Annotated in this window: 20 protein-coding genes and 1 pseudogene; 6 read left to right on the forward strand and 15 right to left on the reverse strand. The window is 46.2% G+C overall.

The genetic code is table 11. The features are described from left to right. Nucleotides 1–319 precede the first annotated feature (319 nt). The gene (locus tag OVA10_RS07670) at nt 320–1,351 is read right to left on the reverse strand and encodes a methionine synthase (protein ID WP_123428812.1); all 1,032 of its coding nucleotides are present in this window, start codon (nt 1,349–1,351) and stop codon (nt 320–322) included. 30 nt (nt 1,352–1,381) lie between these two features. Next, the gene (locus tag OVA10_RS07675) at nt 1,382–2,365 is read right to left on the reverse strand and encodes a DUF1852 domain-containing protein (protein WP_268195717.1); all 984 of its coding nucleotides are present in this window, start codon (nt 2,363–2,365) and stop codon (nt 1,382–1,384) included. A gap of 242 nt (nt 2,366–2,607) precedes the next feature. Between OVA10_RS07675 and OVA10_RS07680 the strand changes: the two genes are divergently transcribed. Genes OVA10_RS07680 through OVA10_RS07690 form a run of 3 tightly spaced genes read left to right on the forward strand, consistent with a single transcriptional unit; the run spans nt 2,608 to nt 4,035 of the window. Next, nucleotides 2,608–2,943 (forward strand): antibiotic biosynthesis monooxygenase family protein, encoded by a 336-nt coding sequence (locus OVA10_RS07680; protein WP_194514099.1) that lies wholly within the window; start codon nt 2,608–2,610, stop codon nt 2,941–2,943. Next, nucleotides 2,936–3,328, forward strand: a complete 393-nt coding sequence (locus OVA10_RS07685) for an amino acid-binding protein (protein WP_100779237.1) — start codon at nt 2,936–2,938, stop codon at nt 3,326–3,328. Before OVA10_RS07680 ends, OVA10_RS07685 begins: the two co-directional genes overlap by 8 nt. Further along, nucleotides 3,325–4,035, forward strand: a complete 711-nt coding sequence (locus tag OVA10_RS07690) for an ArsR/SmtB family transcription factor (RefSeq protein WP_268195718.1) — start codon at nt 3,325–3,327, stop codon at nt 4,033–4,035. Before OVA10_RS07685 ends, OVA10_RS07690 begins: the two co-directional genes overlap by 4 nt. Nucleotides 4,036–4,779: 744 nt before the next feature. Here OVA10_RS07690 and OVA10_RS07695 read toward each other — a convergent pair. The 6 genes from OVA10_RS07695 to OVA10_RS07720 form a co-directional block, all read right to left on the reverse strand. Continuing rightward, nucleotides 4,780–6,504, reverse strand: coding sequence for a retron Ec67 family RNA-directed DNA polymerase/endonuclease (locus tag OVA10_RS07695; RefSeq protein WP_033811214.1), 1,725 nt, complete (start codon nt 6,502–6,504; stop codon nt 4,780–4,782). Nucleotides 6,505–6,754: 250 nt separating this feature from the next. Further along, nucleotides 6,755–7,576 carry a DUF932 domain-containing protein gene (locus tag OVA10_RS07700; protein ID WP_268195719.1) on the reverse strand — a complete coding sequence of 274 codons (822 nt, stop codon included), beginning with the start codon at nt 7,574–7,576 and terminating at the stop codon, nt 6,755–6,757. Between the two features lie 74 nt (nt 7,577–7,650). Next, entirely contained in the window at nt 7,651–8,079 is a 429-nt protein-coding gene (locus tag OVA10_RS07705) for a hypothetical protein (protein WP_033811212.1), read from the reverse strand. 35 nt (nt 8,080–8,114) lie between these two features. Beyond that, the gene (locus OVA10_RS07710; protein ID WP_033811211.1) at nt 8,115–8,294 is read right to left on the reverse strand and encodes a hypothetical protein; all 180 of its coding nucleotides are present in this window, start codon (nt 8,292–8,294) and stop codon (nt 8,115–8,117) included. A 50-nt stretch (nt 8,295–8,344) separates the two neighbouring features. Next, nucleotides 8,345–9,148 (reverse strand): hypothetical protein, encoded by an 804-nt coding sequence (locus tag OVA10_RS07715; RefSeq protein WP_033811210.1) that lies wholly within the window; start codon nt 9,146–9,148, stop codon nt 8,345–8,347. Between the two features lie 19 nt (nt 9,149–9,167). Beyond that, nucleotides 9,168–9,602: a hypothetical protein gene (locus tag OVA10_RS07720; RefSeq protein WP_033811209.1), complete on the reverse strand. Its 435-nt coding sequence runs from the start codon at nt 9,600–9,602 to the stop codon at nt 9,168–9,170. 582 nt (nt 9,603–10,184) lie between these two features. Here OVA10_RS07720 and OVA10_RS07725 point away from each other — a divergent pair. Continuing rightward, nucleotides 10,185–10,820 carry an inovirus Gp2 family protein gene (locus OVA10_RS07725; RefSeq protein WP_052011701.1) on the forward strand — a complete coding sequence of 212 codons (636 nt, stop codon included), beginning with the start codon at nt 10,185–10,187 and terminating at the stop codon, nt 10,818–10,820. Between the two features lie 379 nt (nt 10,821–11,199). On the opposite strand, the gene OVA10_RS07730 is transcribed toward OVA10_RS07725, so the two are convergent. Next, entirely contained in the window at nt 11,200–12,765 is a 1,566-nt protein-coding gene (locus OVA10_RS07730) for a DUF3987 domain-containing protein (protein WP_064757807.1), read from the reverse strand. 149 nt (nt 12,766–12,914) lie between these two features. Further along, complete coding sequence (locus tag OVA10_RS07735) at nt 12,915–13,127, reverse strand: helix-turn-helix transcriptional regulator (protein WP_033811208.1); 213 nt, start codon at nt 13,125–13,127, stop codon at nt 12,915–12,917. Nucleotides 13,128–13,262: 135 nt separating this feature from the next. Here OVA10_RS07735 and OVA10_RS07740 point away from each other — a divergent pair, with 135 nt between their 5' ends. Continuing rightward, a complete protein-coding gene (locus OVA10_RS07740) occupies nt 13,263–13,970 on the forward strand; it encodes a hypothetical protein (protein ID WP_033811207.1) in 708 nt (235 codons plus the stop codon). A gap of 254 nt (nt 13,971–14,224) precedes the next feature. Here OVA10_RS07740 and OVA10_RS07745 read toward each other — a convergent pair whose 3' ends face one another. The 4 genes from OVA10_RS07745 to OVA10_RS07760 all read right to left on the reverse strand — a co-directional run bounded on the left by OVA10_RS07745 (nt 14,225) and on the right by OVA10_RS07760 (nt 21,771). Next, entirely contained in the window at nt 14,225–15,904 is a 1,680-nt protein-coding gene (locus OVA10_RS07745; protein ID WP_033811206.1) for a hypothetical protein, read from the reverse strand. Beyond that, nucleotides 15,901–16,803 carry a hypothetical protein gene (locus OVA10_RS07750; protein WP_052011700.1) on the reverse strand — a complete coding sequence of 301 codons (903 nt, stop codon included), beginning with the start codon at nt 16,801–16,803 and terminating at the stop codon, nt 15,901–15,903. The genes OVA10_RS07745 and OVA10_RS07750 overlap by 4 nt, the downstream gene beginning before the upstream one ends. A gap of 110 nt (nt 16,804–16,913) precedes the next feature. Beyond that, nucleotides 16,914–19,058 carry a CHAT domain-containing protein gene (locus OVA10_RS07755; protein WP_033811205.1) on the reverse strand — a complete coding sequence of 715 codons (2,145 nt, stop codon included), beginning with the start codon at nt 19,056–19,058 and terminating at the stop codon, nt 16,914–16,916. Nucleotides 19,059–19,122: 64 nt separating this feature from the next. Further along, on the reverse strand, nt 19,123–21,771 hold the full coding sequence (locus OVA10_RS07760; protein ID WP_077888866.1) for an AAA family ATPase: 2,649 nt from the start codon (nt 21,769–21,771) through the stop codon (nt 19,123–19,125). A 218-nt stretch (nt 21,772–21,989) separates the two neighbouring features. Between OVA10_RS07760 and OVA10_RS07765 the strand changes: the two are divergent. After that, a pseudogene (locus tag OVA10_RS07765) lies at nt 21,990–22,238 on the forward strand (IS3 family transposase); the annotation flags it as partial. Nucleotides 22,239–22,774: 536 nt separating this feature from the next. On the opposite strand, the gene OVA10_RS07770 reads toward OVA10_RS07765, so the two are convergent. Further along, complete coding sequence (locus OVA10_RS07770) at nt 22,775–23,848, reverse strand: hypothetical protein (protein WP_033811204.1); 1,074 nt, start codon at nt 23,846–23,848, stop codon at nt 22,775–22,777. Nucleotides 23,849–24,082 lie beyond the last annotated feature (234 nt).

The following is a 24,082-nucleotide window of genomic DNA, read 5'->3' on the forward strand; positions in this document are numbered from 1 at the left end:
AGTGTGTGATTCTCAATGAAAGGAAAATGCTGGCCATGTAACCCGCGATAACGCCAGGCATAGCCGAAGGCAGTTTTATCAGCAGCCAACAGAGCGGGAATGCCGACAGTCTGGCCCGGTGCGAGAGAGATTTTCGCACCGGGCTGGTGTAACACCGTATTTTAGCGCCTTACGCTTTTTCCCCGACATTAATAAACGCATACCTCTCTCCTGAGTTCCGCTGGAATGTAGATAGCGGATTTAAGCCAGTGAAAGGATCAGTGTCGGTACTGCCCCGCTTGAGACCCGGGTGGGACAGTCATTGTGCTCTCCGGCGACGTTATTTCGCCTGCAATTCTCTGCGCACGATTTCTGCACCGGCGCTTAATGCATCCAGCTTGCCTCGTGCGACGCCACGCGGTAGCGGGATCATGCCGCAGTTGGTGCACGGATAAAGTTTGTCGGCATCGACATACTGCAGTGCTTTTCGAAGCGTTGCAGCGACTTCTTCCGGTGTCTCAATCGTATTGGTCGCGACGTCGATGGCACCGACCATCACCTTTTTGCCGCGAATAAGCTCCATCAGCTCCATCGGAACATGCGAGTGATGGCACTCCAGAGAAATAATATCGATATTCGATTTTTGCAGTTTCGGGAAAATCTCTTCGTACTGTCTCCACTCAGTGCCCAGCGTTTTTTTCCAGTCTGTGTTGGCTTTAATGCCGTAGCCGTAGCAGATATGGACAGCCGTTTCACACTTCAGCCCTTCAATGGCTCTTTCTAATGTGGCGATACCCCAGTCATTCACTTCATCAAAAAATACGTTAAAGGCCGGCTCATCAAACTGGATAATATCGATGCCCGCCGCTTCTAATTCTTTCGCTTCTTCATTGAGAATTTTAGCGAATTCCCAGGCGAGTTTTTCACGGCTTTTATAGTGATTGTCATACAGCGTGTCGATCATGGTCATCGGTCCCGGCAGGGCCCATTTGATCGGTTGGGTGGTTTGCTTGCGCAGGAACTTCGCATCTTCAACGAAAACGGATTTCTTGCGGCTCACCGGACCCACGACGGTGGGCACACTCGCATCATAGCGGTTGCGGATCTTCACGATCTCACGCTTCTCGAAATCCACGCCCTCGAGATGCTCGATAAATGTCGTGACGAAGTGCTGGCGCGTTTGCTCGCCGTCACTGACGATATCAATGCCTGCCTGTTGCTGATCTTCCAGACATAAACGCAGGGCATCGAGTTTGCCGTCAACTAATTCCTGACCTTCCAGCTTCCACGGCGACCAGAGTGTCTCTGGCTGCGCAATCCAGGAGGGCTTAGGCAAACTGCCCGCAGTCGATGTGGGTAATAATTTTTTCATCACAGGTGACCTTATATTTTTATGGATAAATCAGATAACGGGTTCAGCAGACCATTGTTTAAGAACAGACTGATAAGGTTTTATAAATTGTTCTTCGGTAAATTTCCCTTGCTCAACAGCCAGCTGGCTACGTTCTTCCCGGTCATAAACAATGCGGGTTAATGAATAATCCTGGAAATTCAAACTTGGTTGATACTGTTTTCCCGCGCGGGAATTAGCATTGTAAATTTCAGGGCGATAAATCTTCTGGAAGGTCTCCATCGTACTGATGGTGCTGATCAGCTCAAGATCGGTGTAATCGCTGAGTAAATCGCCACTGAAGTAAAATGCCAATGGCGCAACGCTGTTTTCAGGCATGAAGTAGCGGGCGCGCAACCCCATTTTGGCGAAGTAGTCATCCGTCAGGGAAGGGGCATCCTGCTGATATTCGATGCCCAAAACCGGGTGCTGAGTACCGGTGCGATAATAGGTATTTTTGCTCGACACACTCAGGCAGATAACCGGTGTTTTACTGAAATGCGCTTTGTAAGTATCTGAACTAATAAAGCGTTTAAATATATCGCCGTGTAATACGCCAAAATTATCCGGCAGGCTAAATCCTGCTTTGTCTTTATTATGCTCTGGCAATACCACGCTGAAATCATAATCGCGCACATACGAGGAAAAATTATTTCCTAAAATGCCTTCAAAACGCTGATTGGTTTTTTTATCAAGGATACTGGTTTTTAAAATTTCAATCACCGGGAAGGCGTCGGACACTCCCTCGCCCTTGATATTCAGCTGAGCCGTAATGATGTCCAGCTCAACGGTGTAGCGGTCACTTGTGGGGTTGTCCCACTGCGCCAGAGAATTAAAGCGGTTATCGATCATCGCCAGAGTGTTGCGCAGGTTTTCCTGACGTTTCTCACCCCTGGCCAGATTGGCAAAGTTAGTGGTAATACGCGTATTTTTCGAAGGGTTATAATCTTCGTCAAAACGAATTGTCTTAAGCGAGAATGTAATGTCTTTTTTCATTTTTATCAGGTGTCCTGGCTGCTGAAAATTAATAATATTTCAGTAGTCTTCGAATTTTTATGGATACATTGCGATGTATCTTTTATGCCTGAGTCATTGAGTGAAAAACAGTGATTTAAATTCACCAAACATGAGACAAATTCATGATCCTGCCTGCGCATCACCGGGATACTTCGGCGCTGGCCGAAGCATCCCCTTTTTACCGGCAATATGCTGAGCGAAATTCATGAGAGGGCAGCAAGATGATCGCAGTACTTTTTGAGGCAGACGCACTCCCCGAAGCGCGTGAGCGCTATCTTGAACTGGCGGCAGAACTGAAGCCGTTGTTGTCGGACACACCGGGATTTATCTCCATTGAACGGTTCCAGAGCCTGAGCACGCCCGGAAAAATTCTCTCGTTATCATGGTGGGAAGATGAGGAGGCGGTCGCCGGATGGAAGCAGAATATGATGCATCTGGCAGCCCAGAAAGAGGGCAAACAGTCGATTTTTTCATACTACAGAATACGCGTGGCCCGTGTATTTCGTGATTACTCGTCCGAGACATCTTCGAGCAAAGGAGCGCAACAACATGTATGACATTCACGTTGTGCTCGATAATACTTCATATTCGCTGGCTTCCTTCGGACGCGTGCTCGGTCTTAACGGTGTCGGGCTGGAAGGTGGTGGGGTATTTACCACTCCGGACGGCGGGCACGCGCATTTTCTGATAGAAGACGGCGAGAAAGCCCGCCAGGTTCTGACTGACGCAGGCTTTGACGTGAGAAAATTGTCGCGCCCGCTGATAAGGAAATTACCCCAGAAGCAGCCGGGCGAGCTGGGAGAAATCGCGGATACTTTGGCACAGAATGGCATTCGCATTCTGGTACAGTACAGCGATCACGATAACCGGCTTATTCTGCTCACGGATGACGATATCCGGGCGGCTGAAGTCACCCAAAAATGGGCAATACACGCTGCATGAAAGTTCTTCACAACGAACACGACAGTGAGCCGGATGCGTCTCTTGAACAATCCATGTCACTGGTCGCCTCCGCCATCTCTGACCCGTCACGGATCACTATTTTGTGCGCCCTGATGGACGGGCGCGCGTGGACAGCCACGGAACTCAGTGCGGTGGCGGGCATCGCTGCCTCCACCACCAGCGGACATCTTGCCCGGCTTCTCAGCAACGGGCTGGTGATTTGCCTGACGCAGGGACGCCACCGCTATTACAGTCTGGCAGGCCATCACATCGCCGGGCTGCTGGAGAACCTCATGAGCGTTTCCATGCGCAGCCAGACTGCTTTTACCCCGACTACGCCGGTCGTTTTGCGTTACGCCCGAACCTGTTATGACCATTTGGCCGGCGAACTGGCGGTAAAAATCTATGATTTTATGCTCCATAACCACTGGATTGAGGCTGACGGCAATGCGCTGACGCCCGCCGGGAAAGCGCATTTTCAACGTATTGGCGCAGTGCTTAATCCGCGTCCGCGCCGCAAGCCTTGCTGCCCGTGCCTCGACTGGAGTGAAAGACGTTTTCATCTGGGCGGGGATGCGGGGCAGGCACTCATGACGCTGTTACTGCAGAAAAAGTGGATCACCCACACGCAGGGCTATCGCGAAGTGACCGTAACCGGCAGCGGCAAGACCGCTCTGAGTCGACTGTTTAGTTTGGATCTGGATTAACACCAATCTGGATAAAAGGATGGAGTGACGCGGGGGCGTCTATGTGTATCGCTGGATTTGTCTTTTTGCGCGAGGGGAAAAGACAGGATTGGAGATAGGGGAGACGGCGAGGCTGATTGGGCCTAAAAGGTGCGGATTTAATTCGTTTTCTTCGGACTTCGCGGGACAAATTGCAGACACAAAAAAGCCCGCAGGGCTTGCGCCGTGCGGGCTCTTAGGACTTCATCGGATGACTCTGGTAATCACCTATGGAGAATTTTGGGCTGGGGGAGTCTGAATTGGTGCTGTAATTGGTTGAAATATTTAATCTAATCTCTGATTCAACTTTCCTTGGGTGCCTATATAGGTGCCTAAAAGTTTTTTCACGCCTTTAGAGGGGAAATAAATGAAGGATGGGTAAGGGGGCTTACACAATTTACGTGCTCATCAGCCTGGTAGCTTGTCTATCTCTGAGAATATCGGTCGCGGTCAGAAATGGTGTGTCGTTAAGCGCTAGGACGTGATGATGTTTTGCAGACAAGTGAACATCTGTTGCGGGACTCGAGCCGCGGACTGGCATGGACATCTCTAACGAGTATCGCCTCACCTCAATCTGGTCGCTGCTTTAGTGATTGGATTGAGTTGTAAAAGTTGTCGCCCGCTGGTATCGCCAGCGGGGATCCTAAATTGTACGTACTCAAAGTTACAATTTCTTCAATCAGAACGTATTGATTATTATAATCAACATTTTTAAGATGGTTCCAATTAAGGTTTCCTTGAAGCATTGTGATCAATTATTTCGTTGATTGATTCAAAAATGTAGTTAAAGTTCGAAAAATTAATTGTTTTACGTTGCTTTAACACCACGCCAGTAGCAAAAAACTCTTTGCCATATTCATTATCTTTGCATTTTGCATTCGTTCGATTAAATACTTTCCCCCCCAGTTTGGTTTGTAAGACCGAACTGTGGAAAAGATCCTCCATCGAACTATCATTTAATCCATTGAGAGGGGTAAAGATTAAATACAAATTCTTTGTAACCCAAATCCATTTTTGATTTCTTAACTCATCTTTCGATAAAGTAATGTTAGGGAATGCTTTCCCTATTAAAGTTTGGAAGATCCCATTAGATCCACCACTACCCGAGTCATTATCTAAAACAATAATGACAGGTTTTTGATCGGCGATTGCTTTAAACGCATTTGTCTTTTTTTCATAGCCAACAATGAAGTCTTTAAGGTGTGATGCTCCACCATCTAAGTTTAAAAAATACTTACTTTTAGTGGTGTTTTTGAAGAATTTAACTCCATAGTCTCGTACGGTTTTATTACCCATTTTTTTATTACCAATCAGGTTAGGGTAATTTGCTGATAAAGAATCCAGAGCTACTCGCAAGTACGTAATGTCCGTCTTTCCCTCAGTCAAGATAGTTGGCTTTGGGTTTGCCCAAAAAGCAGAATAGTAAAGGAAATCAGAATATACATTTTCTCGTTTGTTAAGCGAGGTTTTAATGATATGAGGAAGTCTATTATTGTGTTTGTCGACATAATCAATAAAGCTAAGCATCCCACCTAACTCATTGATATTACCTGCTCTTTGTTCGCGTGTTTTTTTGTCTGTTAATGTGTATCCCCCTTTAGTAAACAGACTGTGTGCCATTGCGCGAATTTTTTTGGCATATTTATTATCGACATTTACAAACCTATTAACTGTCAACCCCGTAACCTCTTGACGGCATTTTCTGTCAAAAAGTCTTAATTTATTAAGATTTATTTGAAAACCTGAAGAAATTATTTCCTTTAGAAATTTTTTATTTAAATCTATGGAGTTCTCGTTGTGGGATTTAATAATATTCCGAGGGAACTCTTTTTTATTGGTAGATATTGTTATATCGTCGGCATATCGTGTATATGTACAACCTACACGATTGCACAAGTTACTTAGCCGCCTATCTAAAGAAACTAGAATTAAATTGGTTATGACGGGAGAGCAGGGACTTCCCTGTGGTAACTTATCTTGATGACAGGCGATTTTAGCTATTAAAGTAGAAAGCTCTGTGTTAAGAGAAAAGTTTTTATTTTTTAGAAAGTAACCTCTAACTCTTCCAAAATTAAATTCATCAAAGAAATTGCTCAAGTCAATATTTAAAACCCATTTCTTTGACTTATGTTTTTCTGCATTTGTAATAATACTACGATTGCGTTCAAATCCATGGGAGAAATTATTATCTTCTTTTGAGTTTTCTCGAATGTTATTTAAGCAATCTTGAAGTAAGTCGGAAAGTCTACTTTGAATTTCTTTGAGTTCAGGATCTGGGGCTGATATGTGTCTATCACTACCATTCTTTTTTTTAATAGTGAATTGTGAATAAAGATTATCTGTATTTCTTATGTATATGACGCGCGTCATAAATACGGGATCAATTCCTAAAAGCCGTGCTAAATCGGGTTTGGAATTACATGATTTTAATTTATCTAGGCGGGTAGTCATCACTGCTCCTTGAATAGCGGTGTGCAGGCACTCTTACGCACTTTTACAATATTATCAGCAAATACTGCTATGAGAATCATAGCAGCGAGAGCTTGAGCCCTTGAAATCAAGAATTGCGAAACACAATTCAAAATTCTGCCTGCACACCAGTCTTGAATATTCCACACATTCCTTATGATTTCAACAGGATTCTCCGCTAAATGAATGTCTTAACAATTGTTCACGCGTTCCTAATCGGCAATACGCTGCATTACTTCATGCTATCCAGCAGACTTTCTGCCATTACCCACAGGGCACGATTGAGCTTCACATCCCCGTCGATGCCTTTAACGGCACGTGTATGGGAGCGTTGACCTTTGGTCGTTCGCCCCGACAGACCGCCTTTAATCAGGTTTTCCTGAATACGCTGGTAAGTGGTCCAGAGATCATTGCTTTCGTCCTGCCAGCGGCGAGGAGAAAGTATCTGTGATTCCGTCACCGGCTGATGATCTTCGCCAAAGCGATAGGTTAAAGCCGCTTTCGCCATGGCCTGCTGTGCAGGTGGCGGTAATATCAGCGACTGCATGGCATCACGTTTCTCTTCCACCCGGTCAAAAATCCCCAGCACTTCATAAGCCCCTTCAATGACTTTCTCCACTACGTTGCCTTTATGCGGCACGCGCACCTCACCAAAGCTCTCACCACAAATCAGCCCATTCTGGCAAACCGATCTGAATAACCCCGGCAACATTTGGTATGAGCTTGAACCGTCATGGCTGTTAAGCAGAATTATTTCTGGCACCTGTTTGCCGGTGATTTGCCCTTCGCGGCGCAGGCGCAGCATGTGTTTGGTGTGCTCTCGCTTGTTCTGGTCCCGAACTCGGGTCTGGCAGGCAAAGAATGGCTGGAAGCCTTCGCGTTGTAAGTTTTCTAGCAGGGAAATAGTCGGGATATAGGTGTACCTGTCACTGCGGGATTCATGTTTTTCTTCGCTGAATACACTTGGCACATAGTGCGCCAGCTCATCGCGGGTTAACGGGCGGTCGCGACGAACGAGATTGACCGCACCAAAGCGGCTGGCTAAACGGGTCATAAAAACTCCTGTAGAAAATGGGCATAAAAAAGGCCACCCCGAAGGATGGCCCTGTCTGTTATTAATGAGTCTGATTAGGTCGCTGGTGGTAACGTTGGTTGTAGCGCAGGTGGCACCGGTTCTGCTGAGCCGTGCCTTTCGGCCCGGTAGAGCTGGAGTTGCGCCAGTAACAGGGCTTTGCGTGACTGGAGATAACTCAGGCACCATTCCCTTCGGACAACCAGTCTGACCGGCACAGGCAGAAGCTCATAAGCCTTACTGAACACCGACTCGATAAACACATCGTCACTGAGTTTATCTTCGGCAATATTCAGCAAACCGCTGATAACGATACTGTCGAGCAATCGCTTATATCGGGTAGTACGAGATTCAGCCCCTTTTGTCGTTTGTTCACTGACATTTACTTCTACCTGCTCAACCGGGTTATCAATGGAGGAGACATTTCGCTGCTTACTGACTTTCTCTTTCAGTCCCTTGAGTTTCCCCTGGGTATTTTCAGACATATTGCTTTTATCCTCTGAGCTTGCAGCAAGGGAGATCAGGCAAGTGTGGCGAGTTTTTTGATGATGCGTATCAGACTTAGTGTGGTGAGGCTGGATCCTAGTGCTTTAACCGCAACAGAATTGCTGCGCATCAATGCCACACCGGCAACACTCAAAACAAGTTGCCAGGTACAGTCCACGGTTGGTAGCGTTTCCTGCTGTAATGTTTTTCCCACTGAACCTCCGTTAGCTGAATGCCGAATAAAAAGTTATCTCACTGATAAGGTTATTTATAACCATTGGGAACCCACTGGCCCTGCTTACGGATATCAGTAATGATGTCTCCCTGGTTGACTGAAATTGTGCGCCAGCCCGGCTCTTTACTGGAGGCATTACCGTAGGTGTACCCTACTGTCATAGTGAGTGCTTCACCCGTCGTGGTGGTTAAGTCAGCTTCATATGCCGCTTCGGTATTTTGTTTGCGGATGAAACGCACGGTATTAATGGCACGACAACGCAGACTACTTTTGGCATGTTCAAATGAGTTATCCGCCATCTGGCAACCTTCAGATTTAATTTCATCCGTCAGGCTTGTTGAAGCATTAAAGTTTTTAGGAGCAGGTACGAAATTCGCCATATCGCTGCGCATTGTTGGCGGATCTGTCTGAAGCACAAGATAAACAGGACAATCTGATTTTTCGACTTCACAGGCTTTTGCCACATAATCACGTACCAGCCAGCCTTTATTGCCGAAATATTCAGCACCGCTCTCGTCTTTACATTGTGACCACGTGGCTTTTTGTCCCATCATCACGCCGTCTACAAGGACGCAGGTGACAGCTTTTACAGGCTTGCCGTCCCAGCGAACAGCGTCAAAAGGTTGAATGCCGGTATGATTCACATCAAGTGTATAAGCCTGCGGGTTCTTCGCTATCCGGTCATTTGCCTGTTTCAGTTGATTGCTGCCTTCCTGAGTCAGAAAGAAGGTATAGCGTTCGGGATGTATGTCGCCGTGAATTGTCATTGCAGACGAGACCAAAGGAATAAACAGTGCTGCGGAGCTGAGAGATAAAACAACGAGTTTATGCATAAGGTTTCCTTTCAGTTAATTAATGATTAATACAGTCCTGCCATGTGGTATCAGCCAGCGCCTCATTCAGCCCTTTGGCGCTGAATTTTTTAGATATGGCAGCATTCATAGAGGTCATTTTTATTACGTCTTTTTCACTCGTCGCTTTTAGCGCAGTAAAGGCTGTTTCATCCAGAGGATGGTTCTTACCATTGATACTGACGCCAGGTTCAGAAAGCCCTGTTTGTGACGAGACGCGGTAATCCTCCGCAGGCACGCTGTAAGCAGCAGACAGCTTTCCGCTTGTGCAGGTCAGTGTGAGCACTTCACCTGCGGTATTTTGAGTATTGAGTTCAAACTCCATGGCACTGATGTTCCCGTACCAGTCACTCAATTGCTGGTCAGCCTGTACGGCGCTGGCACTGTGACTAAGCAGCAGTAATCCTGCTAGTGTTGCATGATGGTCTCTGAGCATTTAGCTTCCTTTCCTGATGATTTAAATACAAAAAAGCCCGCTTCCGTTTTCAGGGGAGCAGGCTAATCGTATTGATTAAATGAGCTAGCGGATAATCGTTAATACAGATCAGTTTCCAGGAATTGATCGTTATTATCTATTGCAATATCGATCAATTTACGATAATCAATAGATTTAAACTATCAAGTATTGAATATCGATCGGTGCGATAGATCAACAAGTTTCAGCAACCGAATGACATTCGTCAGACTGATTCATCCGGGTGATATAGGTTTGAAATTATCTGCAATTTGGACGGGGGATAGTGCGTATTTATGACTTAATTTGATGCTGCTTCTGCGACATTAACTTCAGAGTTATATTATGTCAGTTAATTACCTGTTTTACGTGTTTCCTTCTACTATAGCAAAAGTAACATCAGGGCAGTAATTACTGTCTGATACTGTATTATAATAATAAAGATGGAGTAAATATAACAATCATTAACAATACTCACCTTTAACAATCAATACCAGTAGCTGAAGAGTAATTAATTACATGTCAGGTTTATTATATTGAGATGATTATCACAAGGACTAAAACATGAAACCATACATCAGCAGATTACATGGGCCATGTAACCAACATCATATCAACCGTATTCATGATACGTTGAATAAATCACTTAATGAATACCCAAGGACATATATTCGCAGAATAGATTTAAGAATACCCGATGAGGTCTATGAACAATACCGTGAAGATTCTACACTGATAACTAGATTTATGGAGTCACTAAAGTCTCAGATTAAACAAACACAGAAGCGTAAGAGAATGGAAGGTAAACGAATACATCCCTGCAATGTGCGTTATGTCTGGTCAAGAGAGTTTGGTGAGGTAAAGGGTAAGAAGCATTATCATATTGCATTGATGCTTAATAATGATGCGTACTTTCGCACTGGCACATATTGTCCTGTTGGGGATGTATATATACATAATCTGGCATTGATGATTATGGAAGCATGGGTAAGGGCGTTAAACCTTCATACACAACCTGATTATCAACGGCATTACCGGTCGGTGCATTTTGTGCTGGAGGGAAGTATCATGTTAGATACTAACAGCAAGACCTTTGAGCTTAATTATGCTCAGATATTCCAGCATCTCGAATATATGGCTAAACTCTACTCGAAAAGTAATGCTGATGGTCAGCGTAATTTTGGTTGTAGTCAGTGCTGAGATATTTAAGAGAACCGGTATGCGACAGAATGGAATAGGGCTGTAGCAAGGGCTTAATATCGTTGTAGCAACTCGCGCTGTAACATTCACTTAACGCCGACAGGAGCTGTGCGTTGTAGCAACGTGTTAACAGGGTGATCCGATGGACATTAGTCTGGATGAAGAATGAGCGATTTGGTGTATTTTTACGTCATGCGTATCTCAAAACACCGCTACAACCTGCTACTGTAGCAATTGTAGCTAAGAATAATGCAGGGATGCTTTTGTTTTAAGGCATGAAAGGCCCATGACGCAGAGGAGTCAATGAGCCTGTTGAGTGTGGGTTTTGATAACAATTCAGTAGCATGAGTTGCTATCATGATGCTGCTGATTGAGTGCCTTAGACAATGCTAGACGAATTAATCAGCTTAGGCGCTTGCTGTGGCAAGTATTGAACCGGAGGTGCAGCGAGTGGGGCGTAAAAGCCATTGCTCATGCGCCAGGTAATATACTCGGCTGAATGAGCACTTGTCCGGAATGTGGTAAAAAAACCCGTTCCTGGTTGACCAATGATGTAATTCATCAAAGGTTCAAGTTTGTCGCTGCGGCGGAATTTATTGGGTCCATACTTGATGATGTCATTCTTTTTGAATGGGAGCCAGCCATTGGCAGTAAATTTATTATGAATCCACTGGCGGAGTTCTTCCACATCCTGATAAAACTTATATTCATCAGTGAACTGATAAAACCAAGATACTGCTTGGTTGAGATACCAATCCATGATAAGGGATGCACGCTGAACAACATTGAGTGGAATAATTTCTGTTTCTTGGTCAGAGAAGTAGTGAAGTAACCCTGCAATACGTAATGTATTAGTGTTGGCTTTCTGCAGCATGTAATCAATACAACGCCAACGAGGATCATTTATTGGTAAAGAAATCCAGATATCACGTTTATTTTCCCAAAACTCTGCAGCTTCAGGGGAAAGTTTGAGTGTTTTCTTCTCAGTTTTACCCGAAATGATTTGTTGCTTCTGCTTTTTCAGTAGCTTCTTAATCTGCTCATGAAAAAGAGGTATTGCAGTTTCATCACGGAAAAATGTATTCGAGTGATGACGATGGCCCATGTTCGTGACATTTTTAGTGGGGATATTAGTAAACAGGAAACGGGCTAACAGACCACTATTTAAAAGCTTGTCCTGATTCTTTTTCATGAAATTGAGAAAGAGAGGTCTCTGCAACATTAACGATAATGTCAGTGTCGGTTTAAAACTGCGGGTGACTTGATGGCTACGTTTGTGTTCATAGAGATCACCATCCCAGGCTTTATTAAAAAATGCTGGATTATCTTTCACGCAGGATTCAAAAAAGCAGCTCGCTTCATCGGAGTTCACGGCTGCAGTTGGATATTCACTTAATCCTTCAATGAGTGCAGCTACCGAAGCATCGTTGTAGACAAGGGTGAGCAATACAGGTTTATTGGGCTTCAGGTCCGTATGTAATGTCAGTTCAGCTTCAGCGTCGCTGGGAAAGAGGCGTTTTTTGACTGCGGTACGCAGGTTGCTCTTCAGGGCCTGAAGTTTTGTCTCCCAGACGGCATAATCACGCTCGTATGCAGCCAATTTCTTCTGAAAGGCTTCATCCAACTCAGCTTTCAGCTTGTCGAATGGCTCCCTGAGCAGTTTGTTTACGGTCGATTTACCTGTACCTGAATCTGCCAGAGTCAGGATGTAAAGTGCATCGGGTTCAGGCAAATTAGTAAAAGGATTGATCACTTCAACCAGGGGCTGACAGGCTTCAGATACAGCGGCCAAAGTTACATTGACAGCTAATTCCACCGGAATCTTCCCCCCATCCTGTAGATGGTTAATGGCATTTTGCATCACAGATGTAAACGCCCATACAGGGATGGTTGGGACAGGAATCACCAGATGGTGATATCCTGGCATTAGTGGTAATTGGTTCATCTTTATTTCCTTTGCAGTGAGTTAATTCATCAGGAACATCATCACCGATGCGACTTACCCTGCCAGGTGAAGGCATACAGTGGATGTTCACTGATTACGTGTTAATCCGGTAAGTGCCTTCTCGATAAACTACGAAGGCGAGGGATGTCTTAGGCCGATGCCGGTATACGCTGGAGAATCCACTCATCCAGTTCGGATTCACGCCAGCCGACAGATTGTTTGCCCAGACGATACGGCTTTGGGAAGGCTGGATCATGGCGTGGCGATTTGACATTGAGCCAGTCGTAAATGGTCGACCTTGCGATCCCCAGCTTTTTGGTTACAGCTGAGATACGCAGTATTTTCAGATTGTTCGTTGACATAATTGTTTTGCTCCGGTTTGTTTGTGTCCGGACAGATACTAGAGATAGAATTTTTGAGAGATAGACGTGAGCTAAATCTAGTTTTCTACTTTTAGCTCACGTTGTCGCGTTGCTTGAATCTTCAGGGAAAATAAAATGAATGAGCTATACAACATATTGAAATTAAAGTGTGAGCAGGAAACTGATAGGCTGGCTGAGTATGAGGGTTTTCCTGTCGAAAAAATTAATGCCTATGACACTGAAGCGCAGCAATGGATCGAAATACAAAGAGAGACATACGGAGATAAGAATTTTTTGAAGATGAGTGCCGCATTGCTTAAATCTGAAGCTGCAGATTTACGGCACAGAGCATGGTTTCTCAATGAACTCGGACACTACCTGCTTTTGTCCTTATGCCACTATCACCTAGCTTTATTCAAGCATGATAGTGGCTTGCTAGCTGAAGCATGTGAGCATTTACAAGATGCGCATTACTATTGCGGGGCAATGGTCGGGATGTATGAGTATTGTGACTGGCGAAATTGTCAGGAAGAAGAGGAAAGTAAGAGGACAGAAAAAGCAACAAAAGCAGGGGGGAGCAGAGGGACAAACTATGCTCCAGTTAAGGTTGAGCTTATCCGTCTCCTGAGGCTAAGGGCATCAGAAAATAAATGGGAAACAGTTGAGGATGCAATCAAGGGAGTCTATGAAGGGCTTTGCACCTTTATTGAGAAGGAGTCGAAGGCGTCCGGAAAAAAACCTGTGTTGAAATATGATAATCTTCCGAGAACACTTCGTGGATGGTATGAAAAGCATGACGAAATTAAAGTTGCTTTTGAAGAGGCTGTAACCTGTAAGAGATAAATACACGCTTGTTTTTCAGAGTGCATGAATATCCTGTAATTGATGATGGGTGAAGTGGTCAAGTAATATTCTTTACTGCAACATCGAATTCGGCGTGTATGGATAAATGATACTTAGCCCTCCATTTGCGCTAAGTAATAAAGCTGTATATCTGCTCAGCAATGCTGAGCAGATATACGCGAGAATATTAATACTGGAATAGTGTTTAAGAAAGCTGCTACGTAATCTAGCACGGCTTATTGGCTGGGCGAGTACTAATCAGCGGAGGGTCCTGTTGGGCTGTATTCATTGATAAACCACGTGGGTAGTGGGTGTCGATACAGGCGGGCTGACAACGCGATCAGGACTTGCCAGTTACAGTACCACCTGAAGTCTGAGGGGACGGCTGCACCGTCAAAGGTTTTAATTGACGCCTCGGCTTCCTCCTTTGCTGAAGGCCTGAGGCCAGACAATGCTCTGGAAATACCGACGCTGTGGATCCCCAGTGTTGAGCCGCTGAGTGTTTCAAGTGTTGTGGTCGGGAACCAGCGCTCAAGCGTTACCCCCTTCATCAGAGGCAGGAGCTGGTCACGCAGCGTCTGGAGGGCTTCTTCATCGCCGAGCAATGAAGTCACCGTCGCGAGTGCCGGCACCAGCGTTGAGGTCTGGAAGAAATCACGACTCTCAGCCTTGTTACTGTTGAGGGCAATAGCATCTTCCAGCGAGTCGGTGTCGACCGGCAGATAACATTCTGTTCTCAGCGCATGGTGAAGTCGGGCCACAACTTCTCCTGCGATAATCCGCGTATTGTCCCAGTCTGACTCACCCATCAGGGCGCAGAAGAGCAGGGTCAAGTCGATGCTGTGCCCGTCATAAAGGGGAAGTAGCACCCCCGAATGCTGATTGACCAGATGAATGATGGCGTTGCGAATCGTCGTGCGAAGCGTCTCCTCTCCAGGTTTTTGCTGGAGCAATAGTAAGAGGGTAGACATGCGACCCAGCTCCTCAAACATAAGCTCCAGGTAGAAGACGCGATCCGGGCGCCAGCGGAGGACGGCGCGCGGTGACTCCAGGGTTGGCATTACTTTTTCAAAGTAGTCCACCAGAGCCTGTATATGCAGCGTAACCAGCGTTTCAAAGCGGTCGATAAAGGCGTTGTCGGCGTACAATTCCAGTTTTACCGCCTCGGCCCACATACGCAGTATCAGGTATTCGCCGGTAACGACCCCAGGCTTTAAATTGCCTTCGCTTTTTCCCCAGACCAGCAGGACCGCCCAGCCCATCGACGCGGCGGCACATCGCCTTAAAAACTTCTTCTTTCGCGTCTCCGCACTCTGTTCTGACTCCTCGGCCTGTATTTCAAAACAGGCATCAACAAAGCGGATAAACCGGTTTATCGCTGAGCTTGACTCCTCAAGGCCGGCCAGGGCGGCGCGCAGGTCAGATTTTCCCCGAGCCAGCAGTAATGTTTCATCGAAGAGGTATTGCTCTATGCACGGTGTGAGCTGATCGGTGCCCCAGAATTCAAGACTGCAAAGCGGACGTGTTGCGATGTCTTCCGTAAGGGCTGAAAAACCGGCCTGGGCTTCCTGCAGCAGTACGCCATTGGATACCAGAACAATCCGCTTGCGCAGCGGCTTGAGCCGTTCCGGTAAACGGTTTCTGAGGAAGTCATTGCAGGCCTCCCGGATAGAGGGGTCGATAGACTGTGGCCCACCGTAAAAATCGGCCCGTCCGACGTTACCGAATTTGATGATAAAGACAAAAACCTCATCAACCCCGTCGGCACCCGCTTTGGTCGACAGCACGTCAACACCAGCCTGCGCGGGGCCAATCTGTGGGCGACTGAGCACATTGTGCCCCATGGACTTAAGCAGTTCTGGCAGCAGAACATCGAGCTCATTGCGCTCACGCAGGCCCGCCAGATAATGGGAGAGAACCAGCTGAATACTCATTCCAGCTCTCCTTTCCACAGCCTGTTTCTGGTCAGCTCACCTGACAGTGGATCGGTGCGCCAGGTGATAGGCAACTCAACTTCAATCTGAAAGGGCGACATTTCCAGCGAGGTTTCTTTGACACCGTCACCCACGGAAAACTCGACGGCAGTTTTGTTGGCGTATTTGAAATATTGCTTTGTGACGAACTGACCAAAAATAGAGTGCTCTTCCGAGTGCCGTTGAATCTCCCGGTTCTCACTGCGTTTCAGACTGGCATACATCAGACGCATCTCAGGCGTCATCGTAAGCTCACGGAGCACCGGTAGCGCCTTCAGATGGTTTTGCTGCTGTTCCAGCTGTGCTAGCGCGGTGTGCGCCAGTTCAAGCGAACTAAACGGGGATCCAGGGCTGGCAAGCAGCCGCTGCGTGGTCCAGGGATACTCTTCTATATGATGCTGCAGGAGTGCGCCGGCCGCATTTAGTGCCGTGGCGCTGGCAGGGTAAGCGGTTGCCAGGCTTAAAGCCCAGCCGAGTGAGATGGCGGGGGAGACATGCAGGGCGCAGAGCCGAGACGCGGCCAGTATGGCGCGTGACTCATCGACGGAGGACAGGTCGTACGCCTGTGGGTTTGCTGCCTGAAGGTGGCACACGCTTGCCTCATGCGCGAGGGCTTTCGCCAGTCCAATACACTCTTTATCGGTCAGCCAGGAGGAGAGGGCAAGTGCAAAAAGCGGAGCAGACTGACCGATTTCATGCAGGCAATTATCTGCGGTGCGAATGCACTCTTCAGGGGATGAGGCTCTTATTGTTTCGCGGCACAGCAAGGTCAGTTCCGCGATAACGGAATGGCTATTGTCAGCATCCGTTCGTAATACGGCGAGCTGGCGATAGAGTTCATAAAACGGATCTGTCGTCATATAGTCCTCAACTGAGAATGCTCAATACGCGTGAGGCATGCAGCCCCACCAGATGAAGTCACCCGCCGCATACCGGGAATTTATTTTAAGCGGCACTTCCGAAAAAACGATTACTCGCCCTCGATAACAATCATTACATTTTCTGGTCTGCCGAGTTGAACAAACAACATAGTCTCTACAAACTGGAAGTGTTCATCCCATAGCTTGGTTTCAGTGTCTTTATCTAATCCAGTTTCATCTGAAATCAGAGATCTGAAATGCTCAAACCAATTTTTGTCCTCATGAGTATTTATGAGCATATTGGCCTGAATATGAATTTTTTCATATTGCTGCTGATTGAGAAGGCCGAGTCTGTCCCGAAGTCCTTCCAGAACATCACGCACATATGACATTCTCAGCAGCCCCGTCACAACCTCACGCCAGGAGTACGCTCTTCGTTTTAGTGCTAACGGAAGGTAAATGGCGATCCGCTCCAGAAGTCGGGTCACAAACACGGCAGTGTGAGAAGAGTCGACTGGCGCAAATGTTCCAATGACGCTGAATGCACCAGATTCCAGAAAACCATTCGCGACAGAGGCATGCGAGCCTTCGGCCGGATGGGTGCTACATGCTGCCAGAACGATAATAGGAGGGATCCTGGCTTCCTGATAAAGATGCCAGACACTCAGTTTTTCATCTCCTATGGCTAACCAGGCAGAATCTGTTTCACCGCCATGACCACCATGGCAATCAAAAATAACCATTAATCCTGTAAAGGAGTTAAGCGCGTCGACAATTTCCTGGCGTGTTTTAACATCGACTATCTGAATGTTCATGCCTGGAAGTCTTTGGGCTTGCTCTCTTGCCTGCACTATATCCGACAGGTGATCCTTGATTGGGTCGTTGTTAGCAAAAGACCTGATTATGAGTACGTTACATAAGTCGCTGTATCTGAAAATTGACATCGGTCGTGAAGTTAATACGAACAGAGCGACATTTCCCGGGGTTGAAGGTATCCGGGATAACTCGTACCTGAACATTATGGGGAGTTGGTTAACCGGCACCCATTCAACTGGAAAATCGCATACGGCTAAAATTTTCTCTCTTTCACTGAATATGCTGGCTAACAGAGCATCCCCAATTTCTGTCTTAAGCAGCTGGCCATATTCCTGCATTCTTGTGTTGAGTTTTTCGCGCCATCTTCTGTCGTTTGAGCACAGGAGTTTTCCGATGTCCCGAAGCTTGTCATGATGAAGCATTACATCATTTGGAAGTCTAAATGCAGGCGCGAATTGGTTGACAGCGACAAGTGCGATGGCCGTCGTGAAAAGTCTCAATTCGATTTGCCGATCATACAACAGCGGTCCTAATATCGGGTCCTCATACGGATTGAAAATATCTTTCTCGGCAATCTGAAGCGTTGAGTTGCCATAACCGCAGCTTCTTATCAGTACGCGCCGTAGAAAATTACGTTTGGGGTTATTAAGTTTCCTGTTGAGCTGTTGCCAGTGTGCACTGTCTGCACGATACAGATAGGTGTAAACCGAGGGGCAATGAATGATCACATCATTTTTTCTGAGTGGGGATGTGTTTATTTGCTCCGGGCGAAGTCCGTCAATCAGCGCACCCAGCTCAATCATCCCTGTAATGTGTTCAGTTGTCTCGCCTGCAGGTTTAATAGGTGTAACGTCAATTTGTGCGCCATAACTGAGTAAAACATCCAGCATAGGTTCGGTACAGTTATGTCCTTTTGCGTTGACAGAAAGTGTTTCTTGTGGCGTTTCTGCTCTTTTGTTCTCAACAAATTCTTTGAATTCCTTGAATTCATCGTGCTCTTTAGCCAGCGCATCAACAATTCCAGAAATGAGTGCCAGAACAGTGTCATTGTTCAACGAGTCAACGTGTACAACGCCCTCTTGTTGGGCTGTTGAGATATGAATTATTGGTTTTTGCCCGATGGCTGATTTGACCGCGTCTACCGTTAATGTCGTACTCCACACGATGAGGGGCTGTGTTTTATATTCTGATAAGTACTGTTCAACAAGGTCTGCGCGTAACGTCTGTATTTGTAGCGGGCTGCCTAAGGCCTTAGTCAGTACGTATCCTGTACCTGTAAAGTATATGTCGCCGAGGTCGTGTGGAAATCGGGTTAGAGCCTTTAATATCGTTAAATAGTCCGGGTGCCAAAAATCTGAAAAACCCTGAAAGAAGGTTGTTCGCCTTTTACGCGTGTCATCCGGTACTATCACAAGATGAGAAATCATGCTCGTCGTCATACTCTGTCCCATTGTCTCGATACCACTAGCACTCGAATCTACTCTTTCTCTCTTAATTTGAGTGCTATCTTCCGTGGCGTAAATCTAACGCATCCAAAGCTTCGAGGGTCGCGATAACAGACTCGACATGCTCTGCGTCAAAGTCATCGCGATTTTCCTCTTCGTGTGTTCCCTTGTTCAGATATGTCCAGACCAGATTCTGTTCTGGAATGCCCAGAATCGTGCCATAGGCTGCAATTAATGGCTCTTTATTGGCATGCTGGAAAGTGGTAGCACTTCTAAGTTTTTTCAGAAGCGAATCGCAAAGGTTTCGGAGCTGTGGCTCGGCACCCGCCGCCGTGATTTGTAACGTGAGAACGCCCTGTTCATGACTGCTAAGCCATTTCCATACCTTTTCTGAAAGCATTTCTAATGCCTGTCGGGATGCGGCTAACGCGTCCCGGTCATTAAGAACTTCACGGGCCGCTCTTGCTCTGGCAATGTAGTTTGCGCTCGCTACATTACTGCGGACGCGAGGTTGATGATTGCCATCATGATGTCTGAGAAGGTAGACGCGGCAGTTATTCCGCCGTCTTACGGGAAGATGTTGCTGAATATCTTTGATGAATTCGTTGCTGTGGCAGGTAACGATAAGCTGAGTGTCTTCAAAGGTGTCGTTTTCAAAAATCGTTTCTCGTATGCCGCCACGGTGGTCGTGGTCGATGGCATTGATAGCGTCATCGAAAACAATGAGTGGGCATGCAATGCTCCTCGCCTTCGCCAGCAGAATGGCGAGGCCAAGGCAGCGAACATGGCCCTCGCTCAGAACATGCAGTGCATCTACCCGGCGTTCAGGGGCAGCCCGAAATGAAATTTCTATCTTTTCTTCGCCGGTTAATGGCAAATAGAGTGCGGCGAGCTTATCAGCGTCAAGATCGTTGCGGTTAAATGAGTTGTAGAGCGTCATGGCTGACTCGTTAAGTCCCGCCATGAGCTGCCCGGGTAGCTGGTTGCGGTACGATCTTATTGCTTCAAGGAAAAGGTCATACGTTGTCTTTAGCGGCGTGTCCCTTACGATGTCCTGCTGCTCTTGCGTTACTTCCAAAATTAAAGGGGCGTTTGTTTCATCAAACCCTCTAATACGAGCAGCTGCTGCGTCAATATTCTCTTTCAATTGATGACGTTTTTGGTCCTGCATCTGTACGCGAAGCTGGAAATCCCTGAGTCGGTTTCGTTCCTCAATTAACTGCTGGCGTCCCTGTTGTGACACTCTTGTAGCAGTATCTTGCCCCGCAATCTGATCTGCTATTTCGATGATTTGTGCCAGAGACGGGTTCATCCCGGCATTATCAGGCGCAATAGCTTCCCACCAGAATCCAGCAGGTTCTTCGGGCAATGCAGCGAGGAACTCACCTACAGGTGTCACGGGATCGGCATCAATGAATAACTCTATTTTTTTGAGGATCTGTCTGAGTTCTCGGGAGATGCGGTTAACTTCAATCTCCGCTGCTTTTTGACTTTCCTGAAGGAGAGCCAGCGCTTCAAGCTGTTGCAGTCCGGTTGAGGCTTTTTCGTACGGGTCGATTGCAACATGGTTCTGACCAACGAGTGGGGTATCGCACGCTGGGCAACGATCCCCCACGGGCTCGCGCAGGGCAAGTACGGCTTCGTAAAGTCCTTTGAAAGATACCTGATCGCTCTGAGCTCTCAGATTCTCCGTAATACGGTTGAATTCGTTCTTGTGTGCCTCCGCCCTGTCATAAGTTTCCTGAAGGGCTGGGCCGCTGATGCCAATAATAGCGGGGGGGACGGCCTCCAGCATGGCGTCTAACTGCTGCAGACGCCCTGGCGCGGCTTCGCTACCTAACAAAGCTTTCAGGTCGCTGTACGTTGTTCCTGGCGCATAACTTTCGGCTAAAGCTAACTCTTCGCTTGTGAGTACCCTGACTGCTTCAGCTTCGCCGTCCACGATCAGCTGATCTGCCTGCAGTCCGGCGCGACGTGTTTCAAGTGTGGCTTGCTTGTCTGCTGCCAATACGAGTTGGCTATCAATGCTCTCATTGAAGTGACCCACGAAGTCACTGAACTGGTCCATGCCAAACAGTGTGGCAATAAGTTCTGCACGTTGGGCATTGGGGCGGGCAGCAATTCGTGAGAATGAATCAATGCGGTTTTTCTCAACGAAGCAAAAGCGAAACGTATCTGGATTTGGGGCAACATCCAGCTCCCGTCCTCTACCATCGAGTGCTTTGAGAATGGGTGGGGCGAAACGGCCAGCATGGAGGTTCGCGAGGTAGGTTCGTGCAGCAATGCGTTTGTTTCCTGCCTCCTCGACATCACCTAACAAAGCATATTCCAGTGCTTCGCAAAGGCTGGTTTTTCCGCTTCCATTGGGACCGTAAAGCAGCGTTATCTGCTTATCAAGTTCAAAGGATTCTGGTGTTCTGAAACCGCGGAAGGGGCCTAAAGTCAGCCTATGCAGGCATGACCATGGCCATTCACCTACCTCAATATTGGCTTCAATTGCGGGAGGCCCTTCGGGGATCTGCGCCAGTTGCTGACGCATCAACTGCGCCAGATAGATGGAGCGCTGGCTGCGATTTCTGGAAGTTCCTGCAAGAGCATCAAAGTTTGCAAGACACAGGCTAGCCAGTTGCCGGACACCTGATGGGATTGCCTCAGATTGGTAAACCCAGCTAACAAACCGATCAAAATCTTGTCTTGCAGAAGCCATATAACTTTCCCTGTGCTATCAACGGTGTTGACTGTTGTATTCCTCCTCTCAATAAATGTAAATGAATTAAAGTATGAGATTCTATGGCGATCATAGATTTGTCGTTCCGAGTGAGTCAGCGGTTCGGGCGCATCTGTGATGAGGCTGCATGTAAGACCGTCTTCGGTGCCAAACAGCGCTATGGGCATCGCGTATGGTTGATGAATAGATAGGAGTTCAAGACCATCATAGCGAGTCTGCGTCGTCAGGGACGGCGGGCAAAAGTGAGCCGGAAGTTCAGCCCGGTCAGCTCATTGAACACGGCCTGCCGGTATAAGAAAACCTGCTGAAGAAGGTCTTCATCGCCTGCGGCCGAACCAGAAGCAGGCGTGGGACATCACTTACTTATGCACAGATAGGGGCTGTCAGTGTTTTTTGACCTGTGGTCACGGGCGGTGATCGGTTTGGCAATATCGTCACGGATGACACTATCTAGGAATCAGTAAATGAATGGATCTTTCTGGCGACAATAAACGAACATTTGGTGTTACATCTAGTGACGTTGGATAGACGCGATGGTGTTGAATTGTTGCTTAAATCGATGGAACTTCTCGATATGTGTAAAGGAATTGTTCATCATGAAAAATGGCAACAAACTTAGACAAGAAAAAAAGAACAGGCCACTCATGGTAGTAAAGCAATAGCATCACTTTTCACTCATCTAAAGCTGAAGTGATCAATTTCCTGCATTATAACAATCCTGAGGATGGCCGGAAAAGCAGAAGGGAGGCTCTGGGGTTAATTAATGATGAGATATACACATTTATTCAAAAGCATGTCTATTCTGGGTCCTCTGAAGAGAAAGAAGAGGACGTGGTAATATTATTTTCACGAATTCTCCGGTTGATTGATCTAGAAATGATACAGTAATTAATGCATCTTTTAACGCAATGATAAGGAAAAAAAGTCCCTAAAGGCGCAGGGTAGAGAACCTATACTTTATGCATGTAAGTAAATAACATTCTCATTTACAAAGCCTAAGTAGTTCGCCCATTTTCTTTTTTCTCTCTTGGTCACTACCAAGTCCCAGTGGTGCAAAAATAGTCCCGGCGCCGCTTAGGTTTGATTTTTTATTTAATATATTAATTATGTTTTTCAAATAACTTTTGTTTATGTAAGAACTGTAGCCTGATTCTATTTTTACCAACATTCTACTTGCATTCAATCTGTCGTCGGGGCTGGCTGAATCAATTACTCTCATATTCATCCTTAGTAATAAGCTGCTCAATAGATCACCAGAGTGCTCAGGTATTTCTCTTACTAATATGTTTTTTTCTTTATAATAAACATCATTAGACTGAAACTCATCAAGGAAGGCATTTAAAACAAATTCTTTCTCATCAAGATTAAACTCGTAAATCTTTCCACCATACTCCTGTGATACGGTAATTCGATGTAAATACCCCTTGTCCTCATATCTGGCCTGAGATACTAAAGGATACTCGCTAAAATGAATTGTCACTTTTAAGGCACTAATTGCGCAAATAAACCAATCATCTAAGAGAATACACCCACTATTATTAGTTAAATTACACACCTCTACTTTTCGCCCAGAATCTATAAACTCACTCTCACTTTGCAATATCCAGAAAAGAAGATTGTTTTGATGTATGCGTGATGCAATAAATAAAGGGTATCGAAATCTGTGACAGAACTCACTGTACTTATTTAAAAAAGATCCTGAGATTTTTTTGGTTTCTAAAGCATTGCTTGTCTTTACCTCAATAAAACATTTTAATTCCTTACCCTTGGGCATGTTAAAACTGGCCAGATAATCCGGTACCTTAATGCCAGTGTTATTTACTGGTGATTGGCCTAAAGACGCTAAACTTGTACATACTTCCATAAAAAAGCACAATAAAGCGAATTCGTCCTCTAAAAATAAACCGTTAATTCGCCTTTTTATTTCATCTTTATTTTTATCATTCCCAATAGAAGTAAGGAAAACATCAAACTCTTCCTCAGAGCTCATTCCGATTCGAATGTTTTTAAATAGTTTTAGTTTTTCCACTTCCGATAGATAATTTAAACCTTGCATATTCATCCCTCGCACATAGATGTTATAAAATTACTAGTTGCAATGTGCTGTACTTTCCAAGTAACTGCGCCGAATAATAGACCCTTAGAAGGTAATCAATCCAGACTGTTCTATGCCGATCATAGTAGCAATATCTGATCAAGAAAAACACCCGAGTGATAAGCTCGGGATCGGATCGATATGGCATGAGCTCGACATCGTCATATTGATGTAGCACCGGTATCATCCGGCCAA

This window comes from Lelliottia sp. SL45, from assembly GCF_026672535.1.
In the GTDB taxonomy this organism is placed as follows: Bacteria; Pseudomonadota; Gammaproteobacteria; order Enterobacterales; family Enterobacteriaceae; genus Enterobacter; species Enterobacter nimipressuralis.

Excerpts from the sequence above, each read along its gene's own strand:
- OVA10_RS07760 (WP_077888866.1), bottom strand. The coding sequence starts at position 21,771 with ATGGCTTCTGCAAGACAAGATTTTGATCGGTTTGTTAGCTGGGTTTAC.
- OVA10_RS07705 (WP_033811212.1), bottom strand. The coding sequence starts at position 8,079 with ATGTCTGAAAATACCCAGGGGAAACTCAAGGGACTGAAAGAGAAAGTC.
- OVA10_RS07700 (WP_268195719.1), bottom strand. The coding sequence starts at position 7,576 with ATGACCCGTTTAGCCAGCCGCTTTGGTGCGGTCAATCTCGTTCGTCGC.
- OVA10_RS07720 (WP_033811209.1), bottom strand. The coding sequence starts at position 9,602 with ATGCTCAGAGACCATCATGCAACACTAGCAGGATTACTGCTGCTTAGT.
- OVA10_RS07685 (WP_100779237.1), top strand. The coding sequence starts at position 2,936 with ATGTATGACATTCACGTTGTGCTCGATAATACTTCATATTCGCTGGCT.
- OVA10_RS07680 (WP_194514099.1), top strand. The coding sequence starts at position 2,608 with ATGATCGCAGTACTTTTTGAGGCAGACGCACTCCCCGAAGCGCGTGAG.
- OVA10_RS07730 (WP_064757807.1), bottom strand. The coding sequence starts at position 12,765 with ATGAACCAATTACCACTAATGCCAGGATATCACCATCTGGTGATTCCT.
- OVA10_RS07740 (WP_033811207.1), top strand. The coding sequence starts at position 13,263 with ATGAATGAGCTATACAACATATTGAAATTAAAGTGTGAGCAGGAAACT.
- OVA10_RS07670 (WP_123428812.1), bottom strand. The coding sequence starts at position 1,351 with ATGAAAAAATTATTACCCACATCGACTGCGGGCAGTTTGCCTAAGCCC.
- OVA10_RS07735 (WP_033811208.1), bottom strand. The coding sequence starts at position 13,127 with ATGTCAACGAACAATCTGAAAATACTGCGTATCTCAGCTGTAACCAAA.
- OVA10_RS07745 (WP_033811206.1), bottom strand. The coding sequence starts at position 15,904 with ATGAGTATTCAGCTGGTTCTCTCCCATTATCTGGCGGGCCTGCGTGAG.
- OVA10_RS07695 (WP_033811214.1), bottom strand. The coding sequence starts at position 6,504 with ATGACTACCCGCCTAGATAAATTAAAATCATGTAATTCCAAACCCGAT.
- OVA10_RS07715 (WP_033811210.1), bottom strand. The coding sequence starts at position 9,148 with ATGCATAAACTCGTTGTTTTATCTCTCAGCTCCGCAGCACTGTTTATT.
- OVA10_RS07755 (WP_033811205.1), bottom strand. The coding sequence starts at position 19,058 with ATGACGACGAGCATGATTTCTCATCTTGTGATAGTACCGGATGACACG.
- OVA10_RS07770 (WP_033811204.1), bottom strand. The coding sequence starts at position 23,848 with ATGCAAGGTTTAAATTATCTATCGGAAGTGGAAAAACTAAAACTATTT.
- OVA10_RS07725 (WP_052011701.1), top strand. The coding sequence starts at position 10,185 with ATGAAACCATACATCAGCAGATTACATGGGCCATGTAACCAACATCAT.
- OVA10_RS07675 (WP_268195717.1), bottom strand. The coding sequence starts at position 2,365 with ATGAAAAAAGACATTACATTCTCGCTTAAGACAATTCGTTTTGACGAA.
- OVA10_RS07690 (WP_268195718.1), top strand. The coding sequence starts at position 3,325 with ATGAAAGTTCTTCACAACGAACACGACAGTGAGCCGGATGCGTCTCTT.
- OVA10_RS07750 (WP_052011700.1), bottom strand. The coding sequence starts at position 16,803 with ATGACGACAGATCCGTTTTATGAACTCTATCGCCAGCTCGCCGTATTA.